This window comes from Streptomyces sp. DH10 (assembly GCF_029813805.1).
In the GTDB taxonomy this organism is placed as follows: Bacteria; Actinomycetota; Actinomycetes; order Streptomycetales; family Streptomycetaceae; genus Streptomyces; species Streptomyces coeruleofuscus.
The window spans coordinates 69,166-94,703 of record NZ_JARVKU010000026.1; the positions used below are offsets into that span (position 1 = coordinate 69,166).

Here is a 25,538-nt window from a genome sequence, read left to right on the forward strand (position 1 = left end):
ACTCAGGCTGCTGCCGACCGGGACCGACCGGCCTAGTACACGCTGACCCCGTAGGCGCTCAGGGCCTCCGTGACGGGCTGGAAGAACGTCGTACCACCGGAGGAGCAGTTGCCGCTGCCGCCGGAGGTCAGGCCGTAGGCGACACCGTTGCTGCCGTAGAGCGAACCGCCGGAGTCACCGGGCTCCGCGCAGACGGTGGTCTGGATCAGGCCGGAGACGACGTCCCCGCCGCCGTAGTTGACGGTGGCGTTGAGGGCGGTGACACGGCCGCTGCGCGTACCGGTCGTGGAGCCGTCACGGATGACGGTGGTGCCCACGCTCGGGGTGGCCGCGCGCGTGATGTCCACGCCGTTCGCGGTGCCGGGGCGGCTGACGGATCCGCTGTAGCGGACGAGGCCGTAGTCGTTGCCCGGGAAGCTGGAGCCGGCTGTCGAGCCGATGACCGTGGTGCGGCCGGAGTTGGAGTACCAGGTGCCCGCGCCGTCGGTGCAGTGACCGGCGGTCAGGAAGTATTCGGTGCCGTTGCTGGCACGGACGTTGAAGCCGAGGGAGCAGCGCCAGCTACTCGCATAGATGGCGTCGCCGCCCTGGATCAGCTTGTTGAACTTGCCGGGGGTGCGCTTGATCGTGAGCGCGTCGGCGTTGGCGCCGGCCTGCTGCTTGATCTTCGCTATCTCGGCCTGGGTGACCGTGCTGTCGACGGTCAGGAGCACGCGGTTGGTCTTGCTGTCGACGGCCCAGGCGGTGCCCGGGACGTCGGCCTTCAGCAGCGAGCTGCTGGCGCTCTTGAGCTCGGTGGCGCTGAAGGTGGCGGGGGTGTCGGACGCGTTCGCGCTGGGGATCGCGATCGCGGCGGCGGCCACGAGGCCGGTGGAAACGGCGATCAGCCGGGTCCGTCTCGAAATGCCGCTGCGGGGGGTGGTGCGCTTGATCCTCACTTTTCGTTCCTCCACAAAGGAAGTCGGGGGCCCTCGTGGGGTTTCGGGCCCGTGAGGCGCAGTCCGGGACCGGCTTGTTCGGATTCCGAACCCGCCGTGCCCCTGACAAGCGCTGGGGGGAGTATTCGGCCGAACGGCCGGTAGGCGCAAGAGGGCCTTTCGGCCGCGGCTTTTTGAAGGGCTGTCACAAAGCCGCGAAATGACGGGCTGTCGTACCCCTTCCGCAGCGGCGCGCAAGGGGTACGGGACGGGTCAGCCGCCTCAGGGGCAGCAGCAGTCGCACCCGTCGCAGTCGCAATCCCGGCAGCAGCCTTCACGCTTCTTTCGGGACCACGGCCCCTCGTATTCCTTGGCGCAGCACAGCTTGCAGGTGCAGCACAGCAGCCAGAACATCCCGCAGCCGGCCCAGAACCCGCGTCGCCCCCGGGGCGGCTGGGGCACCGGCTCGCCTCCACCGAAACCGCCGCCGCCGTACCCTCCTCCTCCCCCACCTGCGTACGGGTTTCCGCCACCGCCGGCGTACGGGTTCTGCGGAGCACCGTGCGGCCCCTGGGCATACGGGCCCTGAGGCGGCTGCTGCCCGTAAGGGCCGCCCTGGTGCGAGGCGCACACCGGCACCGTGCCGAACGCCCGGTCCACCGAGCGCCGCAGTTCGTGCACGAGCAGCAGGTGCACGAGCTTCGCGTCGGTGAACTCGGCCTCGCGCAGCGCGAGCCGCACCCCGTGCACCGCGTCGTCGGCGAGCCGCCGGGCCTCCGTGAGTGAGGTGCCGGTCGCGGCGATCGGATTCCAGGCACCTGACGCGGCGTCAGCACTCAGATCCTCCACGGCGTCCAGCAGGTGGGCCAGCCGCCCGAAGAGGCGTCCGGCCTCGGCGAGCGGTCCGGCGTTGTGCGGCCGGCCGGCGATGACCGCCGTGTGCGCGAAGGCGGCGGCGGTCGCCGTCTCGGTCGGTTCGGTGACCGTCAGGATCGGCGTGCCCGGCCCGGCGAGCGCCTCGATGCCGCCCTGCCGGTCCACGGCGTCGACCAGGACTGCCGTGTCGAACCCGACGGCGGAGCCGGTGCGCGCCCCGGCGCGGTCCCAGCCCGCGGCGACCCGGCGTGCGGCGCGGGCGACCGGCGCGCGGGCGAGCAGTCCGTCGCCGTCGGCGACGTGGTCGCGCACCTTGGCGGAGGCGAGCACCAGCGACACGGCCGCCGCGAGCCGCGCTCCCTCACCGTGCGCGACGGACGCGGTGCGCATCCCGCGCAGCGGACACGGCCCCGCCGTGCGCCGCCCCACACCACTCGACGTACCGGGCGTCCGCTCCACCTGAGCCTCCGTCAACACGGAGACCAGAAGCCCGTCATAGTTCGTGACGATGCGCGCGAGCTGACCGTGGTCCCCGCGCAGCGCGAGACACAGCCCGCACAAATGCGCCATCCACTGGGCCGTGAGGCTCTCACCGAGCCGGTGCCGACAGGGCCTGACCATTCCGAACACGACGTCCCCCCGGTTCTCCGTACGATGTTTGGCGCCGCATGGTATCGGCCATCGCGTTCACCCGTACGCACCGCTCATCACCCGTACGCCGCGAAGAATCATATTTCACTCACAGTCAGCAGCCGTTTACGACAAGACCCTTGGGAAACACGGACTCTCGACGGATCCGCTGTGCACCAGTACCGTCACAAACCCCCCGTGCGGCGTCTATCCACTTGGCGCGCCATCCGCATCATGGACGACCATAGGTATGCGGAAAGCAAGAAAGACCGCTGTGAGAGGAGGCGTCCATGGGATCGGTACGCAAGGCAAGTGCCTGGCTTGGCCTCGTCGACGACAACGAAGACGAGCGTTACTACGACGACGACTACTCCGACGGGACCGAGCCCGGGGATGCCTGGGTCACCGATCCGCGCGTCAAGGTGGCCTCGGACGTCGCCGAGGAGAAGGGGCGCCGCATCGGCACGGTGACCCCGGACAGCTTCCGGGACGCGCGCGCCATCGGCGAGCTGTTCCGCGAGGGCGTGCCGGTCATCATGAACCTCACGGCCATGGACGCCGCCGACGCCAAGCGCGTGGTCGACTTCGCGGCCGGGCTGATCTTCGGCCTGCGCGGTTCGATCGAGCGGGTGTCGACCCGGGTGTTCCTGCTGACCCCCGCCAACACGGAGATCGTGAACGGCGACCCGGCCGGACACCGCACGGACGGCTTCTTCAACCAGAGCTGAGGCAGGGCCGCTCACCGGCCCTGCCCCCGCGCAGGGTTCACCGGAAGGCGTCGAGTCCGGTGAGCGCCTTGCCCAGCACGAGCTGGTGCATCTCGACGGTGCCCTCGTAGGTGAGCACCGACTCGAGGTTGGTCGCGTGCCGCATCACGGGGTATTCGAGCGAGATCCCGTTGGCCCCGAGGATGGTGCGGGCCGTGCGGCAGATCTCGATCGCCTCTCGTACGTTGTTGAGCTTGCCGAAGCTGACCTGCTCGGGACGCAGGCGGCCGGCGTCCATCCGCCGCCCCAGATGATGGGCGAGCAGAATTCCCTTGTGCAGTTCGACCGCCATGTCGGCGAGTTTGGCCTGGGTGAGCTGGAAGCCGCCGATGGGCCGCCCGAACTGCTCCCGCGACTTCGCGTAGCCGACCGCGGCCTCGAAACAACTGCGGGCCGCGCCCATGGCGCCCCAGACGATGCCGTACCGGGCGTGCGACAGACAGCTGAGCGGCCCGCGCAGGCCGGTGACCTCCGGCAGTACGGCGTCGGCGGGCAGCCGTACGTCGTCGAGGACGAGTTCGCTGGTGACGGAGGCCCTGAGGGACCACTTGTGCTTGATCTCGGGGGCGGAGAACCCGGCACTGTCCGTCGGCACGGCGAACCCGCGGATTCCGTCCTCGGTCTGCGCCCACACGACGGCGACGCCGGCGACCGACCCGTTGGTGATCCACATCTTGCGGCCGTTGAGGACCCAGTCGGTGCCGTCGCGCTTGGCGTACGTCCGCATGGCGGCCGGGTCGGATCCGTGGTCGGGCTCGGTCAGCCCGAAGCACCCGATGACCTCGCCGGAGGCCATCCGGGGCAGCCACCGCTGCTTCTGCGCTTCGCTGCCGAAGCGGTGGATGGCGTACATGGCGAGGGAGCCCTGCACGGAGACGAGGGACCGGATCCCGGAGTCGGCGGCCTCCAGCTCCAGACAGGCGAGCCCGTACTGCACGGCGGACGCCCCGGCGCACCCGTACCCCTCCAGGGACATCCCGAGGGCACCGATGCTCCCCAGCTCCCGGGCCAGCTCCCGGATCCCCGGCAGCTCCCCCTGCTCGTACCACTCGGCGACATACGGCAGCACCCGGTCCTCGGCCCAGGCCCGCACGGTGTCCCTGATCCCGAGATCCTCCGGTTCCAGGAGGTCGTCGAGGCCGAGGGGGTCGGCTGGGTCGAAGGGAGGAAGCTTGGACGACTCGGACATGCGGACACCCTCCGGAACTCTTTAACTAGCACCGCTAACCCAGACGCTACGGCCTTCGCCCACCCACGCACCACCCGTGGCTCCCAACTGGAAGGTGCAGGTGTGGAGTCGCCGACAACCGGAACACCGCAAGCCGCCGACGGCGCCCCGCACCCGTGGGCGACAAGGCGTCACACCGAGACGCGCGACTCCGCAGCGTCCCTGGGTGCGGGCAACTCCACCGCACCAGCGCCCTCACATTGCATGGCCCGCGGCAACCGCAGCGCCATCACCGCGCCGAGCAGCAACAACCCCCCACTCACCAGCAACGTCACATGCAGCCCGTGCACGAACGCGTCCCGCGCGGCATGACGCAGAGCGACCCCGGCAACCCCGCCCAGCTGCGCGGCGACCTCGTACGCCTCCCCCAGCGAATGCCCCGCAGCAGAGGACGCCGGCTCCGGCACGCCCGGCACATCCGACAGTCCGGGCGCGTACGCCGCGTTCATCACCGTGCCGAGCAGGGCGATCCCGATCCCCGCCCCCAGCTGGTACGACGTCTCCCCGATGGCCGCCGCCCCTCCGGCCTGCTCCTGCGGCGCCTCGCTCAGCATCGACTCGTACGCCCCGAACAGCGTCGTCTCCAGCCCGAAGCCGAGCAGCACGAAACCGGTCAGCATCAGCGCGCAGTCGTCCGTCCGGCCCAGCGCCGTCAGCAGCACCACCGCGAACGCCGTCAGCAGGAACCCGCAGCACACCATCCGCCGCGGCCCGAACCGCCGCAGCATCCGCGCCCCGGCCAGCCCGGCCGCCATCGCCGCGAAGGTCAGCGGCAGCAGCCGCAGCCCCGTCTCCAGCGGCGACAGCCCGAGCACCAGCTGGAGGTACTGCGCGGCGATCAGTTCGAGACCGACCAGCGCGAGCATCGCCAGCACGATGCACCCGACGGACGTGCTGAACGCCGGCCGCGAGAACATCTTGAGGTCGATCAGCGGCTGCGCCCGCCGCCGCTGCCGCCGTACGAAGGCGACCAGGAGCGCCGCGCCCACGACCAGCGGCAGCACGGTGAGCAGGCTCCCCACCGACTCCCCGCCGCCGAGCCGCTTGACGCCCAGCACGACCCCGAACAGTCCGACGGCCGCCATCAGCGCGCCGACCACGTCCCAGGGCCCTTCGCCGTCGCCCTTCGACTCGGGCAGCAGCAGCCGCCCCACCGGGAGGCTGACCAGCATCAACGGTATGTTGACGAGGAACACCGAGCCCCACCAGAAGTGCTCCAGCAGGAAGCCGCCGAGCAGCGGTCCGACCGCCGCGCCCACCGCGGCCACGGCGCTCCAGATGCCGATCGCGAGCGCCCGCTCGCGCCGGTCCGGGAAGACCTGCCGCAGGATCGACAGGGTCGCCGGCATGATCATCGCGCCGCCCACGCCGAGCAGCGCCCGCGCCAGGATCAGTACCTGGGCGTTGTCCGCCAGGGCCGCGAGGCCCGAGGCGACGCCGAACAGCGCGTACCCGAGGAGCAGGATCCTTCTGCGGCCGACGCGGTCGCCCAGCGTGCCGAACAGGATGAGCAGCGAGGCGCAGACGAGCGGGTAGATGTCGACGATCCAGAGCAGCTCTATCCCGCCGGGCTTCAGGTCCTCGGTGACGGCGGGGACCGCCACGTGCAGCACGGTGGCGTCGACGGCGACCAGCAGCAGGCTGACGCAGAGGACGACGAGAACCACCCAGCGGTTGGCACCGGCCCCGGCCGCCCGACGGCGCAGCGCAGCGGCCGTGGTCGTCCCGGACATGTACGTACCTCCCAGATGTTCCCTCGCGATCGGCGGGCTCACGGGGTGGGGGACGCCCCCGCGACTCGGCCGGAGAGGAGCGGTGGTCTCCGGCCCGCGCAAACGAACAGCGAGTGACATGTCAGAGTACGCGAGTCCGCGCCGGAGCCGAGTGGCGGACCTCTCACACGTCCGGCGGAAAGGTGTGGCGTACGCCACTCCCTCCACCGTCGTCCACGCCCCGGGCGGCCGACCGGTTCCGGCCCCGGTCGATAATCGGGCCCGTGACCGATCTTGAGACGCGCGCGGCCCCGTCCCGCGCCGGGGCGCTGCGCCGGGCGGCCCCGGCGCTCCTCGGGTACGCGGCCGTCCGCGGCCTGGGCCTCATCGCCCTGGCCCTGTGGAGCGCGGCGCGCGACAAGAGCGCGTACACGCTGCTGACCGCTCGCTGGGACGCGCTCTGGTACACCAGGGTCGCCGAGCTCGGTTACGGCTACGAGGTGCGCCTGGCGAACGGGGACGTGCACTCGAACCTCGCGTTCTTCCCGCTGCTGCCCTGGCTGGAGCGGCTGGTGGCGGCGGTGTCCCCGCTGTCGTACGCGGACGGCGGTTTCCTCGTCAGTCTGGTCGCCTCCCTCGCCGCGGCGTGGGGGATCTTCGCGGTCGCGGACCACGTGTACGGGCGCCGGGCCGGGGTGTGCGCGGTACTGCTGTGGGCCGTGCTCCCGGTCGGGATCGTGCAGTCGATGGCGTACAGCGAGTCGCTGTTCACGGCGCTCGCCGCGTGGTCGCTGTACGCGGTGCTGACCGGCCGCTGGGTGACGGCGGGCACGCTGGCCCTGCTGGCGGGGCTGACCCGCCCGGTGGGGATGGCCGTGGTGGCCGCCGTGTGGGTGGCGGGCATCGCCTCCTTCGCGCGGGAGCGACGCGCGGCCGACGCCGGCGGCCCCGGTCCCCGTACCCGCGCACACCGCGTCCTCGGCATGCTGCTGGCCCCCCTCGGCACCGCCGGATACGTGCTGTGGGTCGGCCACCGCACCGGCAAGGGGCCGCTCGGCTATCTCGACGTGCAGGCGGGATGGCGCAACGGGTTCGACGGGGGGTACGCCTTCGCCCGGTTCGTCGCCGAAAAGTTCACGTCGTTCCCCTCGGCCCTGGCCGGTGCCGGGCTGATCGCCGGGGTCGCGTCAGTCGTATGGCTGTATGTCGTCGGCGTACGTCAGCGCCAGCCGCTCCCGCTGCTGGTCTACACCGGAGTGGTGACCGCGCTCGCCCTGTGCGCGTCGAGCTACTTCGGCTCGAAGCCGCGCCTGCTGATGCCCGGCTTCCCGCTGCTGCTGCCCCTCGCCCTGGCCCTGGCCGGGCTGCGTCCGCGCAGGTCAGCGCTGGTGCTCGGAGCGGTGGCGGTCGCCTCGGCGGTGTACGGGGCGTTCTGGCTGAACGGCTCGGGTCCGCCCTGACCCGCTGTGAGCGCCGGGAGAATTGCGCACGATGCTCCGGTGAACGAATTCAAAAGCGCAATAAAACCCCCATCCGGAATGATCAAAGGAATTGAAGGCCGCAGCGCGCGGCGATTGCGGATTCGCTGGAAATAAACCTCCTCCTGAGAGGAATCCCACATCACATCGTCATCACAAACCCGTTGATTCGACAGGGATCCGAGCTCACTCGCTGTAACGTCGATTGGGTGCGTACCGAACCGAAGCTCACCCGTCTGGACCGGGTGTTCGCCCGGCTGGACCGTGAGCCGGAACGACCGGCCCACCTCGATGTGCCGAAGATGAGCAGGCACCGCATCGTGCTCCTCGCGGCGACCCTGGCCTTCTACGGCGCGATGGTGTGGGCCGTGATCATCACGTCCTGGCTTGTCCGGCTCGACTGGCAGGTCATGTTCTTCCGGCCGTACCAGCAGTGGTCGGAGATCCACTGGTTCGTCGACTACTACGTGGTGCTCGGCCAGCGCGGCCCGACCGCGGTGATGGTCGCGGCCTGGCTGGGCTGGCGCTCCTGGCGGCAGCACACCCTGCGTCCGCTGCTCGCCCTCGGCGTCTCGCTGCTCCTGCTGAACGTCACGGTCGGCGCCGCCAAGTACGGCATGGGCCGGCTGGGACCGCACTACGCGACCGTGATCGGCTCGAACGAGATGTGGCGCGGCGGCGATATATTTCCGAGCGGTCACACCGCCAACGCCGTGGTGACCTGGGGAATCCTGGCCTACATGGCCTCCACCCCGAGAGCGCGCCGCTGGCTGTCCGCCGTGTCCGCGGTGACCTCGCTCGGCGTCGGCATGGCCACCGTCTACCTCGGTACGCACTGGCTCAGCGATGTGCTGCTGGGCTGGGCCGCGGGGCTGCTGATCCTGCTCGCCCTGCCGTGGTTCGAGCCGCTGATCGCCCGTTCCGAGGCCAGGATCTTCGACCTGCGCGACCGTCTGCGGGCCCGCCGGAGCCGTGGTACGGCGCCGGCTGCCGTGCCGGTCGGCGCGCCGCACGTGGTGGTCACGCCGCTGCCCGCCGACCGGGACGACGTCGCGGCCGGCTCGCCCCGGGCCCCGGCCTGCCTGGCGCCGGGACCGCACACGGCCCGCTCGGAGCGCACGCCGATCTCCCCCACGGGCAGCCGCCGGCCGCCGCACGCGGAGCGGCACCCGCGCGGCTCGGCCTCCTCGGCCCGCCCCCTGACGGGCGGCTGACCAGGACGGACGGCGGGAGCGGTGCGCACACCTCGTCCCGGCACGGCGAAGGCCCCGGTTCCGGAGCGGAACCGGGGCCTTCGCGGTGTCTCAACCCTTCCAGGCCCGCGCCACCCGGCCGCCCTTCACCTCGAAGTTCAGCCGGCCCACGCGGTACTCCATCGTGATGATCGCCCCCGGCGGCAGCGAGCGCACCGTCGACCAGCCGCGCTCGCGCGCGAGGTGTTCGGCCCGGCCGGCCTCCAGGCCGACATAGGTGTCCGGGGTGTCGTCGGGTTCCGCGGAAGGTGTCGGAATCGGTGCCATACCGCCACGCTATGCCGTGCCCGGCGACCATGGAAGTCCGGGCCGGTGACCCCGGTCCCCGTCCCTTGCCTGTCACGCTTCTGTCACAAGATCACGACAGCTGTTTCGGGCGCTGTCCGTCACACGGACGAGCGGTTTCGTAGGCCTTCCGCAGGCATTCGATCGCAATTTCCGCGTGTCACATGAGCCCATGGAAAAGCCCGGCGGAAAGTTCCGGGAGAAGTGACCTCGGGGCCCCATTCCATTCCGGCGTCGCACCGGGCCCGGCTCAGCCGCCGCCGCACAGGAAATGCACGGCTTCGCCGCACAGAGGCCGATACGCCCCCTGTCGGAGCGCTCGGTGACGCGAGCATCATGGCGTGAGCTCGCGGGTACGTGTGGCGCGGGCTTCGGCGGGCCCGGGACGCGATGAGCGAAGGGGCGAGCGAGCGATGGGGACGCAGACCGTACAGGCGACGGCGCGGCCCGTGCCGAGGAAGAGGCACGGGCGGGTGGTGGTCGACTGGCTGACCACGACGGACCACAAGAAGATCGGTCACCTCTACCTGATCACGTCCTTCGTGTTCTTTCTGATCGCCGGAGTGATGGCGCTGCTGATGCGCGCCGAGCTGGCCCGTCCGGGACTCCAGATCATCACCAACGAGCAGTTCAACCAGGCCTTCACGCTGCACGGCACGATCATGCTGCTGCTGTTCGCGACGCCGACCTTCGCGGGCTTCGCGAACGAGCTGATGCCGTTGCAGATCGGCGCGCCCGACGTGGCCTTCCCGCGGCTGAACATGCTCTCGTACTGGCTGTTCCTGTTCGGCGGGCTGATCGTGCTCGGCTCACTGCTGGTACCCACCGGACCGGCCGACTTCGGCTGGTTCGCCTACGCCCCGCTCAACAGCGCGGAGCGCACGCCGGGTATCGGCGCCGACCTGTGGATCATGGGCCTGGCGCTGTCCGGCTTCGGCACGATCCTCGGGGCGGTCAACTTCGTCACCACCATCATCGGGATGCGCGCCCCCGGCATGACGATGTTCCGGATGCCGCTCTTCACCTGGAACACGCTGTTCACGTCGATCCTGATCCTGATGGCGTTCCCGGTGCTCGCGGCGGCGCTGCTGGTGCTGGAGGCGGACCGGCGGTTCGGCTCGCAGGTCTTCGACGCGACCAACGGCGGGGCGATCCTGTGGCAGCACCTGTTCTGGTTCTTCGGCCATCCCGAGGTGTACATCATCGCGCTGCCGTTCTTCGGCATCATCACGGAGATCATCCCGGTCTTCAGCCGCAAGCCGCTGTTCGGCTATCTGACGCTGGTCGGCGCGACGATGGCGATCACCGGGCTGTCGGTGGTGGTGTGGGCGCACCACATGTTCGCGACGGGCGCGGTGCTGCTGCCGTTCTTCTCCTTCATGAGCTTCCTGATCGCGGTGCCGACGGGCGTGAAGTTCTTCAACTGGACCGGCACGATGATCAAGGGCTCGCTGTCCTTCGAGACGCCGATGCTGTGGGCGACGGGCTTCCTGGTGACGTTCCTGTTCGGCGGGCTGACCGGGGTGATCCTGGCGTCGCCGCCGCTGGACTTCCATGTGACGGACACGTACTTCGTGGTGGCGCACTTCCACTACGTCGTCTTCGGCACCGTCGTCTTCGCGATCTTCGCCGGATTCTTCTTCTGGTGGCCGAAGTTCACCGGGAAGATGCTCGACGAACGGCTCGGCAAGATCCAGTTCTGGACGCTGTTCACCGGCTTCCACACCACGTTCCTGGTGCAGCACTGGCTGGGCGCCGAGGGCATGCCGCGCCGGTACGCGGACTACCTCGCCGCGGACGGGTTCACGGCGCTAAACACCGTGTCGACGATCGGCGCGTTCCTGCTCGGCATGTCGACGCTGCCGTTCCTCTACAACGTGTGGAAGACCACCAAGTACGGCGAGAAGGTCGAGGTCGACGACCCCTGGGGCTACGGCCGTTCCCTGGAGTGGGCGACCTCCTGCCCGCCGCCCCGGCACAACTTCACGACGCTGCCCCGGATCCGGTCGGAGTCGCCGGCGTTCGACCTGCACCATCCGCAGTACGCGGCGGTGACTGCCCAGCCCGAGCCAGAGCCCCATCAAGCCGATCGCGAATCCTCCTGATCGCCTCGATCAGCCCGTCGGGTTCGAGCACCTCGAACTCGAAGCCCAGCATCATCAGGTGGATCACCATCACGTCAAGGCTCCCGGCGCCGCAGCGCAGCAGGCAGCTGTCCGCGCCCTCCTCCTCCAGCACCCCGGCGCTGGGCGAGATGTGCGCGGCGGCTTCCTCCAAGGGCGCCAGGAGCCGTACGACGGCGTGCGTGGCGTACACACGGGTGGAGACGCCCTGGGAGACGTAGGCGGCGAGGTCCTCGGCGGGCGCCTCGCGCGGCTCGAAGCGCGGGCCGTGCGGTGGCCTGGGCGTGATGCGGTCCGCGCGGAACGTGCGCCAGTCCTCCCGGTCGAGGTCCCACGCGACCAGGTACCAGCGGCGCTCGGTGCACACCAGGCGGTGCGGTTCGACACTGCGGCGGCCGGTGGTGCCGTCGTGGCCGCGGTACTCGAAGCGCAGGCGCTCGGCGTCCCGGCAGAGGTGGGCGAGCTCGGTCAGTACGGCCGGGTCGACGGCGTCGGGCAGGGGGCCGCGCAGCATCGGCACGGTGAAGGCGTTGAGGGCGCCCACGCGGCGGCGCAGCCGGTTCGGCAGCACCTGTTCCAGTTTGGCGAGGGCCCGCACCGAGGTCTCGCCGATGCCCTCGATGCCCTGCCCGGCCGCCGTGCGCAGCCCGATCGCCACGGCGACGGCCTCGTCGTCGTCCAGCAGCAGCGGCGGCAGTTCGGCGCCCGCCCCCAACTGGTAGCCGCCGCCCGTTCCGGGACTGGCGTTGACCGGGTAGCCGAGTTCGCGCAGCCGGTCCACGTCCCGGCGCAGGGTGCGGGCGCTGACGCCGAGCCGCTGCGCCAGGTCGGGGCCGGACCACTCGCGGTGGGCCTGGAGCAGGGACAGCAGGCGCAGCAGCCGTGCGGAGGTCTCCAACATGGGGCGAGTCTGCCAGCCCTTGCGGACAGCCACTGTCCTCAAGGCTCGTAGGCCAGCTGGGGTACGTCGAAGCAGGTGCGGTCCATGTCCCCCTGGGTGACCCAGCCCTCGCCGTCCTGCCAGCGGGCCACCGACAGGCAGGTCCGGCTGGTCCTGGGCGGCTCGGGGCGCCGCTCGAACTCCACGGGCAGGAGCAGTCCGCCCGCGGTGTACCCCTCGCCGCGGTTCATGTAGGCGTCGACGCACGCGCGCGTGATGCCCGCCCTCGCGCAGGACTCGGCGGCGTCCGTGAACCACCGCGCTGCCGCCCAGCCCTCCAGCTGCCACTGCGAGTGCGTCTTCAGGTCCTTCGTGGCCTCGCGGAACTCCCGTACGGCCGGATGGCCGGTGTCGTCGAAGTTGCGGCTGGAGCCGGTCGCCCAGAGGGCGTTGCGGCAGCGCGGGGCGTCCTTGTAGGCGTCGGCGACGGTGGACGTCCAGTTCTGCACGTTGGTCACCTTGGCGGTGACGTCGGCGCCGGCCTCGTCCATGGCCTGGCACAACCGGGCGTTGCCGTGGCTGTCGATGGCGTCGAAGACGAGGTCGGCGCCCTGTTCCTTCAGGTCGGCCGCGACGGCACGGAAGTTGGGCAGGGCGAAGTCGACCTGTTCGGTGACGACCTCGTAGCCCTCGGCGCGCAGGCCCCGTTCGACGAGCCGGGCGTAGGCGGCCGAGGCGGACTGGTTGTAGGAGACGACGGCGGCGGTCCGGGCACCGTGCTCGCGCTTGAAGTAGCGGTAGACCTCGGTGCCGCCGTACAGCTTGCCGTCCCAGCCGGTGGTGCCGTCGCGCGGCGCGCGGCTGCCGTAGATGCCGTAGAGGTGCGGGTAGGTGTCGTAGGCGCTGCCGATGGGCTGGCCGCCGATGTCGGGCACGCGCGCGCGTGAGACGCGGGAGGCGCCCGCGTAGTCGAAGGCGGTGGTGGCGACCAGGGCGACCACCTCGTCCTCCTCGACCAGCCGGTGCACGCATTCGTTGTTGCCGACGCCGCTGCCGCCGTCGTCGCACAGGCGCACCTCCACGCGACGGCCGTCGATGCCCCCGCGCGCGTTGAGCCGGTCGAACCACGCCTTGGCGCCGTCGCGCGGGCCGGTGAAGGCGGTGCCGCCGACCGGGCTGGTGGCGCTGGCGATGATCCCGACCCGCAGGGGCGCGGTGTCGCGGGGCGCGGAGGTGCGGTCGTCGTGCTCGAAGTCGCTCTCCGGGAGCCGGCTGCCGCAGGCCGCGCTCAGAGCGAGCAGCAGCACCGCGGCGAGGGCCTCAACAGCCCGGGACCGGCGACGCATTGCCGCTCAGTTGCACCAGCGCGCACAGCGCCTTGGCGGACACCTTCCAGGTGCCGTCCTGCTCGACGGCCGTCCCGGAGGCGTCCGGCAGGGCGGTGGCGCCCTTCAGGGTGAGCGTGTACGTCACATCGGCCTCGGTCGCCGAGGTGAACTCGATCCTGGTGACCTTCGCCTGGACCTGCCCACCGCGCTCGTCGCCGCTGAAGGCCTCGAGGACGGGGCCCATCCGGTCGCCGTTCTCCAGGACGGCCTGCTTGTCCTGGGTCGAGGTCTTCGGGTCGAAGAATTTCTCCCAGTTCTGCCGGATCTCCGTCTCGGCCGCGGCCCGGTCCGCCGGTGCGCTGGCCGGTGCGCTCGTGGTCCGGTCCACGGTCGGCCGGGGCGGCGTGGCCTCGCTGCCGCCGCCGTCGTCGTCGGTGCACGCCGCGAGGGCCGGGGCGAGGGCCAGGACCAGGGCGGCCATGATCGCCGTACCCCGTCCCGCGGCTCGTGGGCCCCGTGTCGCGTTCCCCCGCCTGAGGTCGCTGCCGAGAACCATCTGGCTCACCACCGGGTGTCGGTCCGGGCCATGTGCGCCCGGTGCTTTCAGGGTCAGCTTCCAAGGGGCATAGTGCAAGCGATCGGCGGACTTGAACAGGCAGCCAGGCGCGTGCCCGGACAACCGACGTGTGGGAGCCAGCGATGCGGACAAGCCGACTGCGGACCGTGCACCCCGTCCTCTGGACCGGCTGGGCGGCGCTGGCCGCCGGTGCGGTGCTGTGCGTCGTCGGCTGGTACGGCGTCTCCGGGGAGCGCTTCGCCGAACGGCAGCTGCCCTACCTCGCCTCCTGCACGGTCCCCGGCGCGGCCCTGATCATCTCGGGGGCGGTGCTGCTGGCCCACGGCCGGAGCTCGATCGCCGCCGCGCGCGTGGAGGAGCTGTACGGCCTGCTGGTGGCGGCCGAGCCGGCCGATGCGGACGAGACCGGACAGGCCGTGCTCGCGCCCCTCGCGGTCAGCGGCGAGCTGCTGATGGTGCCGGGCGGCACGCTGTGGCACCGCGCGGACTGCCCGCTGGTCGCGGGGAAGGCGGAGGCGGTTCCGGTGGACTCCAAGCTGGTGGCGAGCGGCGAGCTGGGCCCGTGCCCGATCTGCGAGCCCTCCGAAGAGACCGACTGAGCCCGGCCGATGTCCTCGCTGACGTACGACCTCACCCTGGCCGGCCTGGCGGTCGGCAGCGCGGCGGCGCTGACCGGGATCGGCCTGATCGTGACGTACCGCGCGACCGGCGTGCTGAACTTCGCGCACGGCGCGATCGCGATGGTGTGCGCCTACGCGCTGCGGCAGTGCGTGGTCGAGTGGGGCTGGCCGCTGTGGCTCGGGGCCGCGGTGACGCTGCTGGTGCTGGCGCCGGGGCTGGGTGTCGTGCTGGAACGGTTCGTCTTCCGGCCCCTGGCGGTTCTCGGCGGTGACCCGGCACAGACGCTGGTGGCGTCCATCGGGGTGTTCGTGCTGCTGGTGGGCGGGGCGGCGCTGCTGTGGGGGCAGGGGGCGCGGGACGACGCGCCGGAGCTGGTGCCGGACGAGCCGTGGGGGCAGCTGGCGGTGGTGCTGGTGCTGGCCGCGGGGGTCGCCGCGGTGGTCCGCCGGACGCGGTTCGGGCGGGAGCTGCGGGCCGTGGTCGACGACCGGCGGCTCGCCGTGCTGGGCGGCATCGACGCGGACCGGGTCGCGGCGGCGGGCTGGGCGTTCGGCTCCTTCACGGCGGGTCTGACCGGCGTACTGCTGGCGCCGTTCGTGCGTCTCGACCCGTACGGGCTGCCGCTGCTCGTGATGGAGGTCGTGGCGGTCGCGGTGGCCGCGCGGATGCGGAGCCTGGCGGTCGCGGTGGTGGTGGCGCTGGGCGTCGGGGTGGCGCAGAGCCAGCTCACGCGGCTGCACCCGTCCGGGTGGGAGGCGCCGCTGCTCCAGGCGGCCGGCACGAACCTGTTCGTCGTCGCCCTGCTCGTCGCGGCCCTGGTCCTGCCGGGCGTGGGCACGCGTGACGCGCTGCCGCGCACCGCAACCGCCCGGGTTCCGACGCCGCCCGGCGCGTGGATCGTGGCGGCCGTGCTGTTCCTGCTGCCGCTGGGCCTGGCCGGCCGGGACCTGCACACTTCGATCCAGGTGCCGGCGCTGGCCGTCGTCCTGCTGTCCCTGGTGGTGGTCACCGGCCGCGGCGGTCAGATCTCGCTGGGGCAGGCGGCGTACGCGGGTCTGGGCGCCCTGTTCACCGCACTGCTGGCGGCGGGCCGCTTCCCGGGCCTGCCGGCCGTGCCGGAGCTGGCGGCCCTCGCGGTGGCGGTCGTCCTGGTGGCACCGCTCGGCCTGCTCACGGGCTGGCCGGCGATCGGCCGCCGGGGTCTGGCGCTGGCGCTGGCGACGTTCGCCGTCGGCGTGGGCGTGAGCCGCTTCGTCTTCGCCCAGCCGTACGCCACGTCGGGCCTGTCGCTGGGCCGCCCGGCGGGTTTCGAAGGGGACCGCGCGTACTACGTCCTGGAGCTGCTCCTGCTGGCGGTGGCGCTGCTGGCGGCGCACGCGCTGCGCCGGGGGCGGACGGGCCGGGCCCTGGCGGCCATGCGGGACCACGAGGCGGGGGCGCAGGCGGCGGGTGTACGGGTGCCGTCCCTCAAGCTGCTCGCCTTCGTCGCGGGCGCCGCGCTCGCCGCGCTGGGCGGCGGCATGCTCGGCATGGGCCTGCGCGCCTTCGACCCCGCCGCCTACGACCCGGTGCGCGGTCTGCTGTGGTTCGCGGCGGTCGTGGTGCTGGGCGCCGACAGCACGCTCGGCGCCCTCGCCGCCGCTGCCCTCCTGGTCGGCCTGGACGCGGGGACGCGCGGCGGTGTGGCGGCGGCCGTGATCGGCGTCCTGGCGGTCCTCGTGGGCCGCTTCCCCGGCGGCCCGTACGAGGCCCTGCGGACGGCGATGGAACGCCTGCGCCTGCGCCGCAGCCCCGCTCTCACCCCGGTTGGAGCGCGGGCCCGCGGGCTGCTGAGCCCGGCACGGCCGCGGGCGGCCCGGACCGTACCGGTGCCCACGGGGGCGACGGCGGCACGCGTGGTGCGGGAGGCCGACGGCACGGGGGCGGCCGGGCGGGCCGGCCTCCCAGGGGACGAGAGCGGCACGGAACCGCGCGCCGCCACCGTGGACGGACGGCGAGCGACTCCGGGCGCCGGGCCCCGCGAGGCGCCTCAGCCGCCGGCGCACGGCCCCTCGGCCCCCGCCGCCCGTTTCCCGACGGCGGCTTCGGCGGACGGGACGCCGGAGTCCGCGCCGGCGGACCGCCACGGCTCGCCCGGCGAGGCGCGCCCCGCCGGTGCCCGGCCCCCTGCCGCTCCAGCGCCTCCGGCAGCGGGCGAGGCGGCCGCCGGGCCCGCCAAGGAGCCCCGGCCACGCGCGGCCGGAACTCGGCAAGCGGCCGGACCGCCCACCGGCCGGGCCACGGCCGCACCCTCCCCCGTCCTCACCGCCCGCCGCCTCCACGTCCACTACGGCGGTTTCACCGCCCTCGACGGGGTCGGCCTGGACGTCTTCCCCGGGCGGATCACCGCGGTCGTGGGCCCCAACGGGGCCGGAAAGAGCACCCTGTTCCACTGTCTGGCCGGCACGCTGCGCCCCGCGCACGGGTCGGTGCGTCTCGGCGGGCGGGACATCACCGCACTGCCCGCGCACGCCCGCACCCGGCTCGGTGTCGCGCGGACCTTCCAGCAACTGGCCGTCTTCCCGACACTGAGCGTGGCCGAGAACGTCCGGGTGGGCGCCGAACAGGGCCGGGTGACCGACCCGGGCGCCGTGGAACGGACGCTCAGGCTGCTCGGTCTGGACGGGCCGGTACGCGCACAGCCCGCCGCCGGGCTGCCCACGGGGACGCTGCGCCGCGTCGAACTGGCCCGGGCCCTCGCGGGCGCCCCGCGCGTCCTGCTGCTCGACGAGCCCGCCGCCGGCCTCGACACCGCCGAAGTGGCCGCTCTCGCCCGGGTCCTGAAGGCCCTGGCCGCCGACGGCACGGCCCTGCTCGTCGTCGAGCACGATCTGGACCTGGTCGCCGGGCTCGCCGACGTCGTGCACGTGATGACGACGGGCCGCATCGTCGCCTCCGGCCCGCCCGGGCGCGTTCTGGACACCCTGGGATCGGCGGCCGGGCGATGACCACCGTCTCCCTGCGCCACGCGCGCGTGCGCTACGGCCCGCTGGAGGCCCTGCACGGCGTCACCCTCGCCGCCCCCGGCCCGGGGCTGACCGTGCTGCTGGGCCGCAACGGCTCCGGCCGCAGCACCGCCCTGCGCGCCCTGGCGGGAACGGTGCCCCTGTCGGGCGGCGCCGTGGTGTGGGACGGCGCCGACGTGACCCGCGTACCGGCGTACGAGCGGGCCCGGCGCGGGCTGTGCCTGGTGCCGGAACGGCAGGCCGTGTTCGGCTCCCTCACCGTGCGCGAGAACCTCGGACTCGCCGCCCGGGACCACGGCCCGGCCCTCGACGCCTACCCGCAGCTGCGGCCCCTGCTGGAGCGGCGGGCCGGCACCCTCTCCGGCGGGGAGCAGCGCATGCTCGCCCTGTCCCGGGCCCTGCTGGCACGCGCGCGCGTGCTGCTCGTCGACGAACCCGCCCAAGGTATGTCGCCCTCCGTCGCGGACCGCACCTACGGGCTGCTGAGCGGGCTCGACGCGTGCGTGGTGGTCGCCGAGCAGCGCCTGCCGCCCGCCCTGCGGGACCGGCCGGTCCTGGTGTACGAACTGCGCCGCGGGGCCGTCGTGTTCGCCGGCGAGGCGAGCGAACTCGGACGCTGAGCCGCGGACACGCCGAGGCCCCGTCCGGCCGGCCGGACGGGGCCCGCGTGTCCCGGCGGGTGGGAGCGGCTCAGATGTCGAGGCGCAGGCCGGGCACGATCACGTCGGGATCGCCGCCGATGGCGGCCTTGTTGGCGGCGTAGAGGTGCTGCCAGGTGGTCCCGTGCCGGGCGGCGACAGCGCTCAGCGTGTCGCCCTCGCGGACGGTGTAGTCGCCGCGGGAGGATCCGCGGTCCGGGTGTGCCGTGGAACGCGCCGGCGTCTTCGAGGGCTTCGCCGGAGCGGCCTCGGTGGAGGTGACCGGGTCGGCCGCGGACGCCGCGGGTGCGCTGCCGCTCGCCCCGGCGCGTGCCGAGCAGGTGGGCCAGGCGCCCCATCCCTGGGCGCGCTGGACCTTGGTGGCGACGGCGATCTGCTGGGACTTGCTCGCCTGGTCGGCGGTGGGCGCGTAGGCCGTGCCGCCGTAGGCGCGCCAGGTGGAGGCGGCGAACTGGAGTCCGCCGTAGTAGCCGTTGCCGGTGTTGATGTGCCAGTTGCCGCCGCTCTCGCACTGGGCGATGCGGTCCCACACTCCGCTGTCAGCCGCCGCGGCGTTTCCGGTCGCGGCGAGCAGTCCGAGGGGCGCGAGCAGTGCAGCGCCGGCGAGGACCGCCGTCGTACGAACCTGGTTCTTCCGAGCGTTGTCGCGCGTGGTATCGGCACATTCGGACATGTAGTTCCCTCTCGAAACACCCGGGGTCCCCCAAGGCGGAACGCCACTCCCCGCGCCATGGGACGCGGGGGTCGCGCTCGCCCCGTCCGCCGGTGCGGTGCTGTGCGTGGTTCCGGAGAATCACGCGGCCGGCGGACGTACCCGAGCGGTGCTCGCTGCACACGGCCGAGGAATCTAAAGAGGTTGACGGTCCGTCATCAACAGGTCGCCCGTCTTGCCAGGCCACTTCCCCGATACCCCGGGTAACAGCCATTTCCGGACACCCACTTCATTCCCGGATTTCCTGATATGTCGACCAACCCGCCTGTCGACCTGTGACCCACCTCACCCCCTCAACGTCCATTGCCAAGCGGTGACTTGACGCTGAGTAGGCGATTCCGCGCCGAGCGTGACCCTGTGCGCTGGATGGTTCGATTCCGTTCGCTCTGGGGCGTGACTCCCGCCACAGATCGCCCGTTGTCTTCTTCATGAGCCGGGGCCCACCCGGACCACAGGCCGGGAGCCACCCGGCCTTGCCACGCACCGCATCCCCGAGGGAGCCACCCGTGCCGCGCATGCTCGACGTCAGCGACGAGGTACGCGCCGAGATCGGCGACGAAGAAGCCGACCGCCTGCTCGCCGGAGAGACCGCCCCGGGCAGTTACGACTGCACCTCCTGCCGCACTCCGGGCAACTCCGAGCAGGAGCGCACCAGCACCGTCCTGTTCATCGGGGACGAGACCGCCGTCCTCGCCTTCGCCCACGCCGGCTGCCTGCCCTCGCAGGTCGTCCACGTCACCGAGGAACAGCTCCGGGGCGCCGTGAAGTCCATCGCCGGCGACACCGTCGACCTGGAGCCCGACAAGGTGGTGCCCGAGCAAGCGGTGCTCGGCGTGACCAGCGGGCTCGTGCTGATCGCCGGGGAGCTGCACCCGGCCCTGGTGGTGGAGCCGACCGCGCCCATCGCCCGGCCCGGCACCATCGGCTCCGGCGACGACTTCCTGCCGCTGCTCATCGAGCAGGGCTTCATGCCGCTGACCGAGCTGTCCGCCGTACCGTCCGTGCTGCACGGCTGGTCCGTGCTGCTCGCCGTGGGCCGGCTGCACGCGGTGCTCCAACCGGGCAGCAACGGCGGTCAGCCGGTGGCCTGGTGGCAGGCGCACCAGCCGCTCCAGGTCACCGAGGGCTGGCGCGCGGCCGCCAACAAGCACCAGCAGGTACTGATGTTCGCCGCGCCGGTCGGCTCGATCGGCCGCCAGCCGCGCGAGGACCTGCTGCGGGACGCGCTGGACAAGGCGGCGGCGAACGGAAAGCTGGTCGCCGCGGCGCTGCCGCTGGCCGGCACCTGAGCGGCGCGTCACCCGGGCGGCCCGCACCCCTGCGAAAGCCGTACCCGGGCCGCATCCCTTGACCCGCGGGGTCGTTTGGACATACGTGCACGCATACGACGTTCCCCGCCGCCAGTCCTACTCGTCGATCCCCTCCGCACGCTCGGCTCAGGACTCCCAGGGCGGCCCATCGGCCACGCCGATCTACGACGCGCTCTACGCCGAGTACGTCAAGTCCTTCCGCGCACTTCCCGGCGACCGCAGCGGCGAGGAGAAACTCGGCTTCACCGCCTTCGGGAACCTCCCGCACAGTACGGACTCGTACGGCAGTTCGCACAGCAGCTCGTACAGTGCCTACAGCGCGGGTGCCCAGAGCGCCCGCCATGCCGCCGGACAGCAGCCGCAGTGGCAGCGCGTCGGGACCATCGGCTCGCACGGCACGGGGATGCACCACGTGCCGGCCGCACTGCCGCCGGGCCGGCGCAGCGGCGTCTGAAGCGAGCACCGCACAGCGGAAGGGCGGCCCCCGCGGGGGGCCGCCCTTCCGCAGCTTCGTGCTACTTCCTCTTCGCGCCGCGCTTCTCGCGCACCCGCACCGAGATATGGATCGGCGTCCCCTCGAAGCTGAACTCCTCGCGCAGGCGGCGCTCGATGAAGCGCCGGTAGCCCGCCTCGATGAAGCCGGAGGCGAACAGCACGAACCGCGGCGGCTTGGTGCCCGCCTGGGTGCCGAACAGGATGCGCGGCTGCTTGCCACCCCGGACCGGGTGAGGGTGGGCGGCGACCAGCTCGCCGAGGAACGCGTTCAGCCTGCCGGTCGGAACCCGGGTCTCCCAGCCCGCCAGGGCCGTCTCGATCGCCGGGACCAGCTTCTCCATGTGGCGGCCGGTACGCGCCGAGACGTTGACGCGCGGGGCCCAGGCCACCTGGCCCAGCTCGGTCTCGATCTCCCGCTCCAGGTAGTAGCGGCGCTCCTCGTCGAGGGTGTCCCACTTGTTGAAGGCGAGGACGATCGCACGGCCCGCCTCGACGGCCATGGTGACGATCCGCTGGTCCTGGACCGAGATGGACTCGGAGCCGTCGATGAGGATGACCGCGACCTCCGCCTTCTCGACGGCGGCGGCGGTGCGCAGCGAGGCGTAGTAGTCGGCGCCCTGCTGAAGGTGGACACGCTTGCGGATGCCCGCCGTGTCGACGAACTTCCAGGTGACGCCGCCCAGTTCGATCAGCTCGTCGACCGGGTCGCGGGTGGTGCCCGCCAGCTCGTTGACGACGACGCGCTCCTCGCCCGCCACCTTGTTCAGCAGCGAGGACTTGCCCACGTTCGGGCGGCCGATCAGGGCGATGCGGCGCGGCCCGCCGATGCCGCCCCCGCCGAACGTCTCGCGCGGCGCCTCCGGCAGCACCTCCAGGACCTGGTCGAGCATGTCGCCGGTGCCCCGGCCGTGCAGCGCGGAGACCGGGTACGGCTCCCCCAGGCCCAGTGACCACAGGTAGGCCGCGTCGGCCTCGCCGCTCGGGCCGTCCACCTTGTTGGCGCACAGCACGACCGGCTTGCCGGCCTTGCGCAGCAGCCGGACGACGGCCTCGTCGGTGTCGGTGGCGCCGACCTTGGCGTCGACGACGAAGACCACCGCGTCGGCCGCTTCGATGGCGTACTCGGCCTGGGCGGCCACGGAGGCGTCGATACCGAGGACGTCCTGCTCCCAGCCGCCGGTGTCGACGACCTTGAAGCGGCGGCCCGCCCACTCGGCCTCGTAGGTCACCCGGTCGCGGGTGACGCCGGGCTTGTCCTCGACGACGGCCTCACGGCGGCCGATGATCCGGTTCACCAGGGTCGACTTGCCGACATTGGGACGGCCGACCACGGCGAGGACGGGCAGCGGGCCGTGCCCGGCCTCCTCGATCGCGCCCTCGACGTCCTCGAGGTCGAAGCCCTCCTCCACGGCGAGCTCCATGAACTCCGCGTACTCGGCGTCGCCGAGCGCCCCGTGGTCGTGCTCGGGCGCGCCTTCGTACGCGTCCGAGCCGTCGGGCTGGGTCTGGTCGTTCATGAAGTCCGTACCTCGTCGTTCATCGTGGTGGTCGGTGGAGTACCCGCTGGATCGCGGGCCGGTCCACTACTCAGTGTTGTCTAGCGCCCGGTGAAGCGCCTGGCGTTTTCCAGGTGGGCGGCGAGCTGCTTCTGGATGCGCCCGGTCGCCTCGTCCAGCGCCGTGCGCGTACGGCGCCCGCTGCCGTCGCCCGCCTCGAAGGGCTCCCCGAAGACGACGTCGACGCGGGACCGCAGCGGAGGCAGCTCCTTTATCAACCGTCCCCGCCTGTCGGAACTTCCCAGCACGGCGACCGGCACGATCGGGGCGCCGCTGCGCACCGCGAAGTACGCGAGCCCGGCGCGCAGCGAGGCGAAGTCGCCCTCGCCCCGGGTGCCCTCCGGGAAGATGCCGAGCACGCCGCCGTTGTCCAGCACGCCGAGCGCCCGGGTGATCGCCGTGCGGTCGGTGGTGTCGCGGTCCACCTTCACCTGGCCGATGCCGGTCAGGAAGGGGTCGAGCGGGCCGATGAACGCTTCCTTCTTGATCAGGAAGTGCGTCGGCCGGGGTGCCACGCCCATGACCATCGGGCCGTCGATCATGTGGGAGTGGTTGACGGCGAGGATCACCGGGCCGGTCGTGGGCACCCGCCAGGCGCCGAGCACGCGCGGCTTCCACAGTCCGTACATCAGGCCGACGCCGATGCGCCGCCCGACGTCGGCGCCCCGCGGGGAAGGCAGTTGGTCGGTCACTTCCCGGCCCGCTTCTCCTCGACGAGGGTGACGACGCACTCGATGACCTGGGCCAGCGTGAGCTCGGTGGTGTCCACCTCGACCGCGTCGTCCGCCTTGGCGAGCGGCGAGGTCTTGCGGCTGGAGTCGGCCGCGTCCCGCTTGATCAGGGCCTCGCGGGTGGAGTGCACGTCGGCACCCTTCAGCTCGCCGCTGCGGCGGGCGGCGCGCGCCTCCGGGGAGGCGGTGAGGAAGATCTTCAGGTGGGCGTCCGGCAGCACGGTCGTGCCGATGTCGCGGCCCTCGACCACGATGCCGTGCGCCGCGGAGGCCGCGATCGAGCGCTGGAGCTCGGTGATCCGGGCGCGCACCTCGGGCACCGCGCTGACGGCGCTGACCTTGGAGGAGACCTCCTGGGTGCGGATCGGGCCGGCCACGTCGACGCCGTCGACGGTGATGGTGGGACCTTGCGGGTCGGTGCCGGAGACGATCTCCGGCTTGCCGGCCGCGGCGGCGATGGCGGCGGGGTCGTCGATGTCGATGCCGTTGGTCACCATCCACCAGGTGATCGCCCGGTACTGGGCGCCGGTGTCCAGGTAGCTCAGCCCGAGCTGTGCCGCCACGGCCTTCGAGGTGCTCGACTTGCCCGTGCCGGCGGGGCCGTCGATGGCGACAATCACTGGCGTGGCGCTTTCCACTGTGGGGACCTTCCTGAACCGGGCTGGCGGGGGTGAGGGCGCGACTGCCCCGCACAAGGTTACTGGGTGCGGGTCACTCGTCCGGCCGCGCGTCGCTCAGCCACATCCAGCATGCCCTACTGCCGGATCGCCCAGCCACGGTCCCGCAGCGCGGCACTCAGCACGGGTGCCGCCTTCGGCTCCACCATCAGCTGCACCAGACCGGCCTGCTGCCCGGTCGCGTGCTCGATGCGCACGTCCTCGATGTTGACGCCGGCCCTGCCCGCGTCCGCGAAGATCCGGGCCAGCTGCCCCGGCTGGTCGTCGATGAGCACGGCCACGACCTCGTAGGCCCGCGGGGCGGATCCGTGCTTGCCGGGGACGCGGATCTGCCCGGCGTTGCCGCGCCGCAGGACGTCCTCGATGCCGGTGGTGCCGTCACGGCGCTTGTCGTCGTCGGAGGACTGGAGGGCGCGCAGGGCCCGCACGGTCTCCTCCAGGTCGGCGGCGACGTCCGTGAGCAGGTCGGCGACCGGTCCGGGGTTCGCGGAGAGGATGTCGATCCACATGCCGGGGTCGGAGGCGGCGATCCGGGTCACGTCCCGGATGCCCTGCCCGCACAGCCGTACGGCGGCCTCCTCGGCGTGCTCCAGGCGCGCGGCGACCAGGCTGGAGACCAGGTGGGGCATGTGGGAGACGAGGGCGACGGCACGGTCGTGGGCGTCGGCGTCCATCACGACCGGCACGGCACGGCAGTGCGAGACCAGCTCCAGGGCGAGGTTCAGCACCTCGGTGTCGGTGTCCCGGGTCGGGGTCAGCACCCAGGGGCGTCCCTCGAAGAGGTCGCCGGTGGCGGCGAGCGGGCCGGACTTCTCCCGGCCGGACATCGGGTGCGAACCGATGTACACGGACAGGTCGAGCCCGCGTGCCTCCAGCTCGCGCCGCGGCCCGCCCTTGACGCTGGCGACGTCGAGGTAGCCGCGCGCCACACCGCGGCGCATGGCGTCGGCGAGTACGTCGGCCACGTGCGCGGGCGGGGCGGCGACGACCGCGAGGTCGACGGGCCCGTCCGGCGCCTCGTCCGTGCCGGCACCGAGCGCGGCCGCCGTACGGGCCTGCTCCGCGTCGTGGTCGGCGAGGTGCACGGTGACGCCCCGCTGGGACAGGGCCAGAGCTGCGGACGTGCCGATCAGCCCGGTTCCGATGACGAGTGCGGTCCTCACTGGGCGATGTCCTTGCGCAGGGCGCCCGCGGCGCCGAGGTAGACGTGCGCGATGTCGGCACGGGGCTTGCCGGACTCGATGTGCGCGAGGACGCGGACGACGCGCGGCATGGCGCCCTCGATGTCCAGTTCCTGCGCGCAGATCAGCGGAACGTCGACGATGCCGAGCTTGCGGGCGGCGGCCGCCGGGAAGTCGCTGTGCAGGTCGGGCGTGGCCGTGAACCAGATGCTGATCAGGTCCTCGGCGGTGAGGTCGTTGCGCTCCAGGATGGCCGTGAGCAAGGCGCCGACCTGCTCGTCCATGTGCCCGGCCTCGTCCCGTTCGAGTTGGACGGCGCCCCGGACCGCTCGTACCGCCACGGCGATGCTCCTTGCTGACGTGCGTGTGACTGCGTGTCGCTCTGTGTGTCAAGCCTAGTCAGCCCGCGCGGGCGGGGTGCGCGGCGCCCGCCCGGTGAGACGCCCGGTTGCTTCTCCTCGAGCACATCGAGTGCCAGGATGCAACTATTTCCGATTTATCACCATTCGGGATCTGGCATCCACGGCATCCCCCGGC

22 protein-coding genes and 1 pseudogene are annotated in these 25,538 nt (G+C 72.3%); 9 read left to right on the forward strand and 14 right to left on the reverse strand.

Annotated elements, in window-relative coordinates; all coding sequences use genetic code 11:
* Positions 1-32: 32 nt before the first annotated feature.
* Complete coding sequence (locus tag QC385_RS37335; protein ID WP_279545841.1) at positions 33-938, reverse strand: S1 family peptidase; 906 nt, start codon at positions 936-938, stop codon at positions 33-35.
* Between the two features lie 261 nt (positions 939-1,199).
* A complete protein-coding gene (locus QC385_RS37340; RefSeq protein ID WP_279545842.1) occupies positions 1,200-2,423 on the reverse strand; it encodes a DUF5685 family protein in 1,224 nt (407 codons plus the stop codon).
* Positions 2,424-2,713: 290 nt separating this feature from the next.
* Here QC385_RS37340 and QC385_RS37345 point away from each other — a divergent pair, with 290 nt between their 5' ends.
* Complete coding sequence (locus tag QC385_RS37345) at positions 2,714-3,151, forward strand: cell division protein SepF (RefSeq protein WP_279545843.1); 438 nt, start codon at positions 2,714-2,716, stop codon at positions 3,149-3,151.
* Between the two features lie 37 nt (positions 3,152-3,188).
* Here the strand turns inward: QC385_RS37345 and QC385_RS37350 are convergent, their stop codons facing one another.
* Together QC385_RS37350 and QC385_RS37355 are read right to left on the reverse strand one after the other, a co-directional pair.
* Complete coding sequence (locus QC385_RS37350; RefSeq protein ID WP_279545846.1) at positions 3,189-4,379, reverse strand: acyl-CoA dehydrogenase family protein; 1,191 nt, start codon at positions 4,377-4,379, stop codon at positions 3,189-3,191.
* Between the two features lie 170 nt (positions 4,380-4,549).
* Positions 4,550-6,151 (reverse strand): MFS transporter, encoded by a 1,602-nt coding sequence (locus tag QC385_RS37355; RefSeq protein WP_279545847.1) that lies wholly within the window; start codon positions 6,149-6,151, stop codon positions 4,550-4,552.
* Between the two features lie 263 nt (positions 6,152-6,414).
* On the opposite strand from QC385_RS37355, the gene QC385_RS37360 reads away from it, so the two are divergent.
* Positions 6,415-7,590 (forward strand): glycosyltransferase family 39 protein, encoded by a 1,176-nt coding sequence (locus QC385_RS37360; RefSeq protein WP_279545848.1) that lies wholly within the window; start codon positions 6,415-6,417, stop codon positions 7,588-7,590.
* A gap of 227 nt (positions 7,591-7,817) precedes the next feature.
* Positions 7,818-8,822: a phosphatase PAP2 family protein gene (locus QC385_RS37365; RefSeq protein ID WP_279545849.1), complete on the forward strand. Its 1,005-nt coding sequence runs from the start codon at positions 7,818-7,820 to the stop codon at positions 8,820-8,822.
* A gap of 90 nt (positions 8,823-8,912) precedes the next feature.
* Here the strand turns inward: QC385_RS37365 and QC385_RS37370 are convergent, their stop codons facing one another.
* Complete coding sequence (locus QC385_RS37370; RefSeq protein ID WP_059416856.1) at positions 8,913-9,128, reverse strand: I78 family peptidase inhibitor; 216 nt, start codon at positions 9,126-9,128, stop codon at positions 8,913-8,915.
* Between the two features lie 431 nt (positions 9,129-9,559).
* Between QC385_RS37370 and ctaD the strand changes: the two are divergent.
* Positions 9,560-11,131: pseudogene (gene ctaD / locus QC385_RS37375) on the forward strand (aa3-type cytochrome oxidase subunit I); the annotation flags it as partial.
* On the opposite strand, the gene QC385_RS37380 reads toward ctaD, so the two are convergent.
* Genes QC385_RS37380 through QC385_RS37390 form a run of 3 tightly spaced genes read right to left on the reverse strand, consistent with a single transcriptional unit; the run spans position 11,130 to position 14,033 of the window.
* Positions 11,130-12,170, reverse strand: a complete 1,041-nt coding sequence (locus QC385_RS37380; RefSeq protein WP_279545850.1) for a helix-turn-helix transcriptional regulator — start codon at positions 12,168-12,170, stop codon at positions 11,130-11,132. The pseudogene ctaD and the gene QC385_RS37380 sit on opposite strands and share 2 nt — an antisense overlap.
* Positions 12,171-12,208: 38 nt before the next feature.
* The gene (locus QC385_RS37385; protein ID WP_279545851.1) at positions 12,209-13,495 is read right to left on the reverse strand and encodes an ABC transporter substrate-binding protein; all 1,287 of its coding nucleotides are present in this window, start codon (positions 13,493-13,495) and stop codon (positions 12,209-12,211) included.
* Positions 13,470-14,033 carry a hypothetical protein gene (locus QC385_RS37390; RefSeq protein WP_279545852.1) on the reverse strand — a complete coding sequence of 188 codons (564 nt, stop codon included), beginning with the start codon at positions 14,031-14,033 and terminating at the stop codon, positions 13,470-13,472. The genes QC385_RS37385 and QC385_RS37390 overlap by 26 nt, the downstream gene beginning before the upstream one ends.
* A 143-nt stretch (positions 14,034-14,176) precedes the next feature.
* Between QC385_RS37390 and QC385_RS37395 the strand changes: the two genes are divergently transcribed.
* From QC385_RS37395 to QC385_RS37405, 3 genes are read left to right on the forward strand one after another with little or no spacing between them, the layout of a single operon-like run.
* Positions 14,177-14,653 (forward strand): hypothetical protein, encoded by a 477-nt coding sequence (locus tag QC385_RS37395; protein ID WP_279545853.1) that lies wholly within the window; start codon positions 14,177-14,179, stop codon positions 14,651-14,653.
* Between the two features lie 9 nt (positions 14,654-14,662).
* Positions 14,663-17,662 carry an ABC transporter permease subunit gene (locus QC385_RS37400; RefSeq protein ID WP_279545854.1) on the forward strand — a complete coding sequence of 1,000 codons (3,000 nt, stop codon included), beginning with the start codon at positions 14,663-14,665 and terminating at the stop codon, positions 17,660-17,662.
* Entirely contained in the window at positions 17,659-18,300 is a 642-nt protein-coding gene (locus tag QC385_RS37405; protein ID WP_279545855.1) for an ATP-binding cassette domain-containing protein, read from the forward strand. Before QC385_RS37400 ends, QC385_RS37405 begins: the two co-directional genes overlap by 4 nt.
* A gap of 70 nt (positions 18,301-18,370) precedes the next feature.
* Here QC385_RS37405 and QC385_RS37410 read toward each other — a convergent pair whose 3' ends face one another.
* The gene (locus QC385_RS37410) at positions 18,371-19,012 is read right to left on the reverse strand and encodes a LysM peptidoglycan-binding domain-containing protein (protein ID WP_279545856.1); all 642 of its coding nucleotides are present in this window, start codon (positions 19,010-19,012) and stop codon (positions 18,371-18,373) included.
* Positions 19,013-19,557: 545 nt separating this feature from the next.
* Here QC385_RS37410 and QC385_RS37415 point away from each other — a divergent pair.
* Both QC385_RS37415 and QC385_RS37420 read left to right on the forward strand, forming a co-directional pair.
* Positions 19,558-20,340: a hypothetical protein gene (locus QC385_RS37415; RefSeq protein WP_279545857.1), complete on the forward strand. Its 783-nt coding sequence runs from the start codon at positions 19,558-19,560 to the stop codon at positions 20,338-20,340.
* Positions 20,341-20,425: 85 nt separating this feature from the next.
* The gene (locus tag QC385_RS37420; protein WP_279545858.1) at positions 20,426-20,815 is read left to right on the forward strand and encodes a hypothetical protein; all 390 of its coding nucleotides are present in this window, start codon (positions 20,426-20,428) and stop codon (positions 20,813-20,815) included.
* Between the two features lie 61 nt (positions 20,816-20,876).
* On the opposite strand, the gene der is transcribed toward QC385_RS37420, so the two are convergent.
* The 5 genes from der to aroH form a co-directional block, all read right to left on the reverse strand.
* Complete coding sequence (gene der, locus QC385_RS37425) at positions 20,877-22,373, reverse strand: ribosome biogenesis GTPase Der (protein WP_279545859.1); 1,497 nt, start codon at positions 22,371-22,373, stop codon at positions 20,877-20,879.
* A gap of 80 nt (positions 22,374-22,453) precedes the next feature.
* On the reverse strand, positions 22,454-23,104 hold the full coding sequence (locus tag QC385_RS37430) for a lysophospholipid acyltransferase family protein (protein ID WP_279545860.1): 651 nt from the start codon (positions 23,102-23,104) through the stop codon (positions 22,454-22,456).
* A complete protein-coding gene (gene cmk / locus QC385_RS37435) occupies positions 23,101-23,763 on the reverse strand; it encodes a (d)CMP kinase (protein ID WP_436728522.1) in 663 nt (220 codons plus the stop codon). Before cmk ends, QC385_RS37430 begins: the two co-directional genes overlap by 4 nt.
* Positions 23,764-23,897: 134 nt before the next feature.
* The gene (locus tag QC385_RS37440; RefSeq protein ID WP_279545862.1) at positions 23,898-24,983 is read right to left on the reverse strand and encodes a prephenate dehydrogenase; all 1,086 of its coding nucleotides are present in this window, start codon (positions 24,981-24,983) and stop codon (positions 23,898-23,900) included.
* Positions 24,980-25,342 carry a chorismate mutase gene (gene aroH, locus QC385_RS37445; protein ID WP_279545863.1) on the reverse strand — a complete coding sequence of 121 codons (363 nt, stop codon included), beginning with the start codon at positions 25,340-25,342 and terminating at the stop codon, positions 24,980-24,982. Before aroH ends, QC385_RS37440 begins: the two co-directional genes overlap by 4 nt.
* Positions 25,343-25,538: the final 196 nt, after the last annotated feature.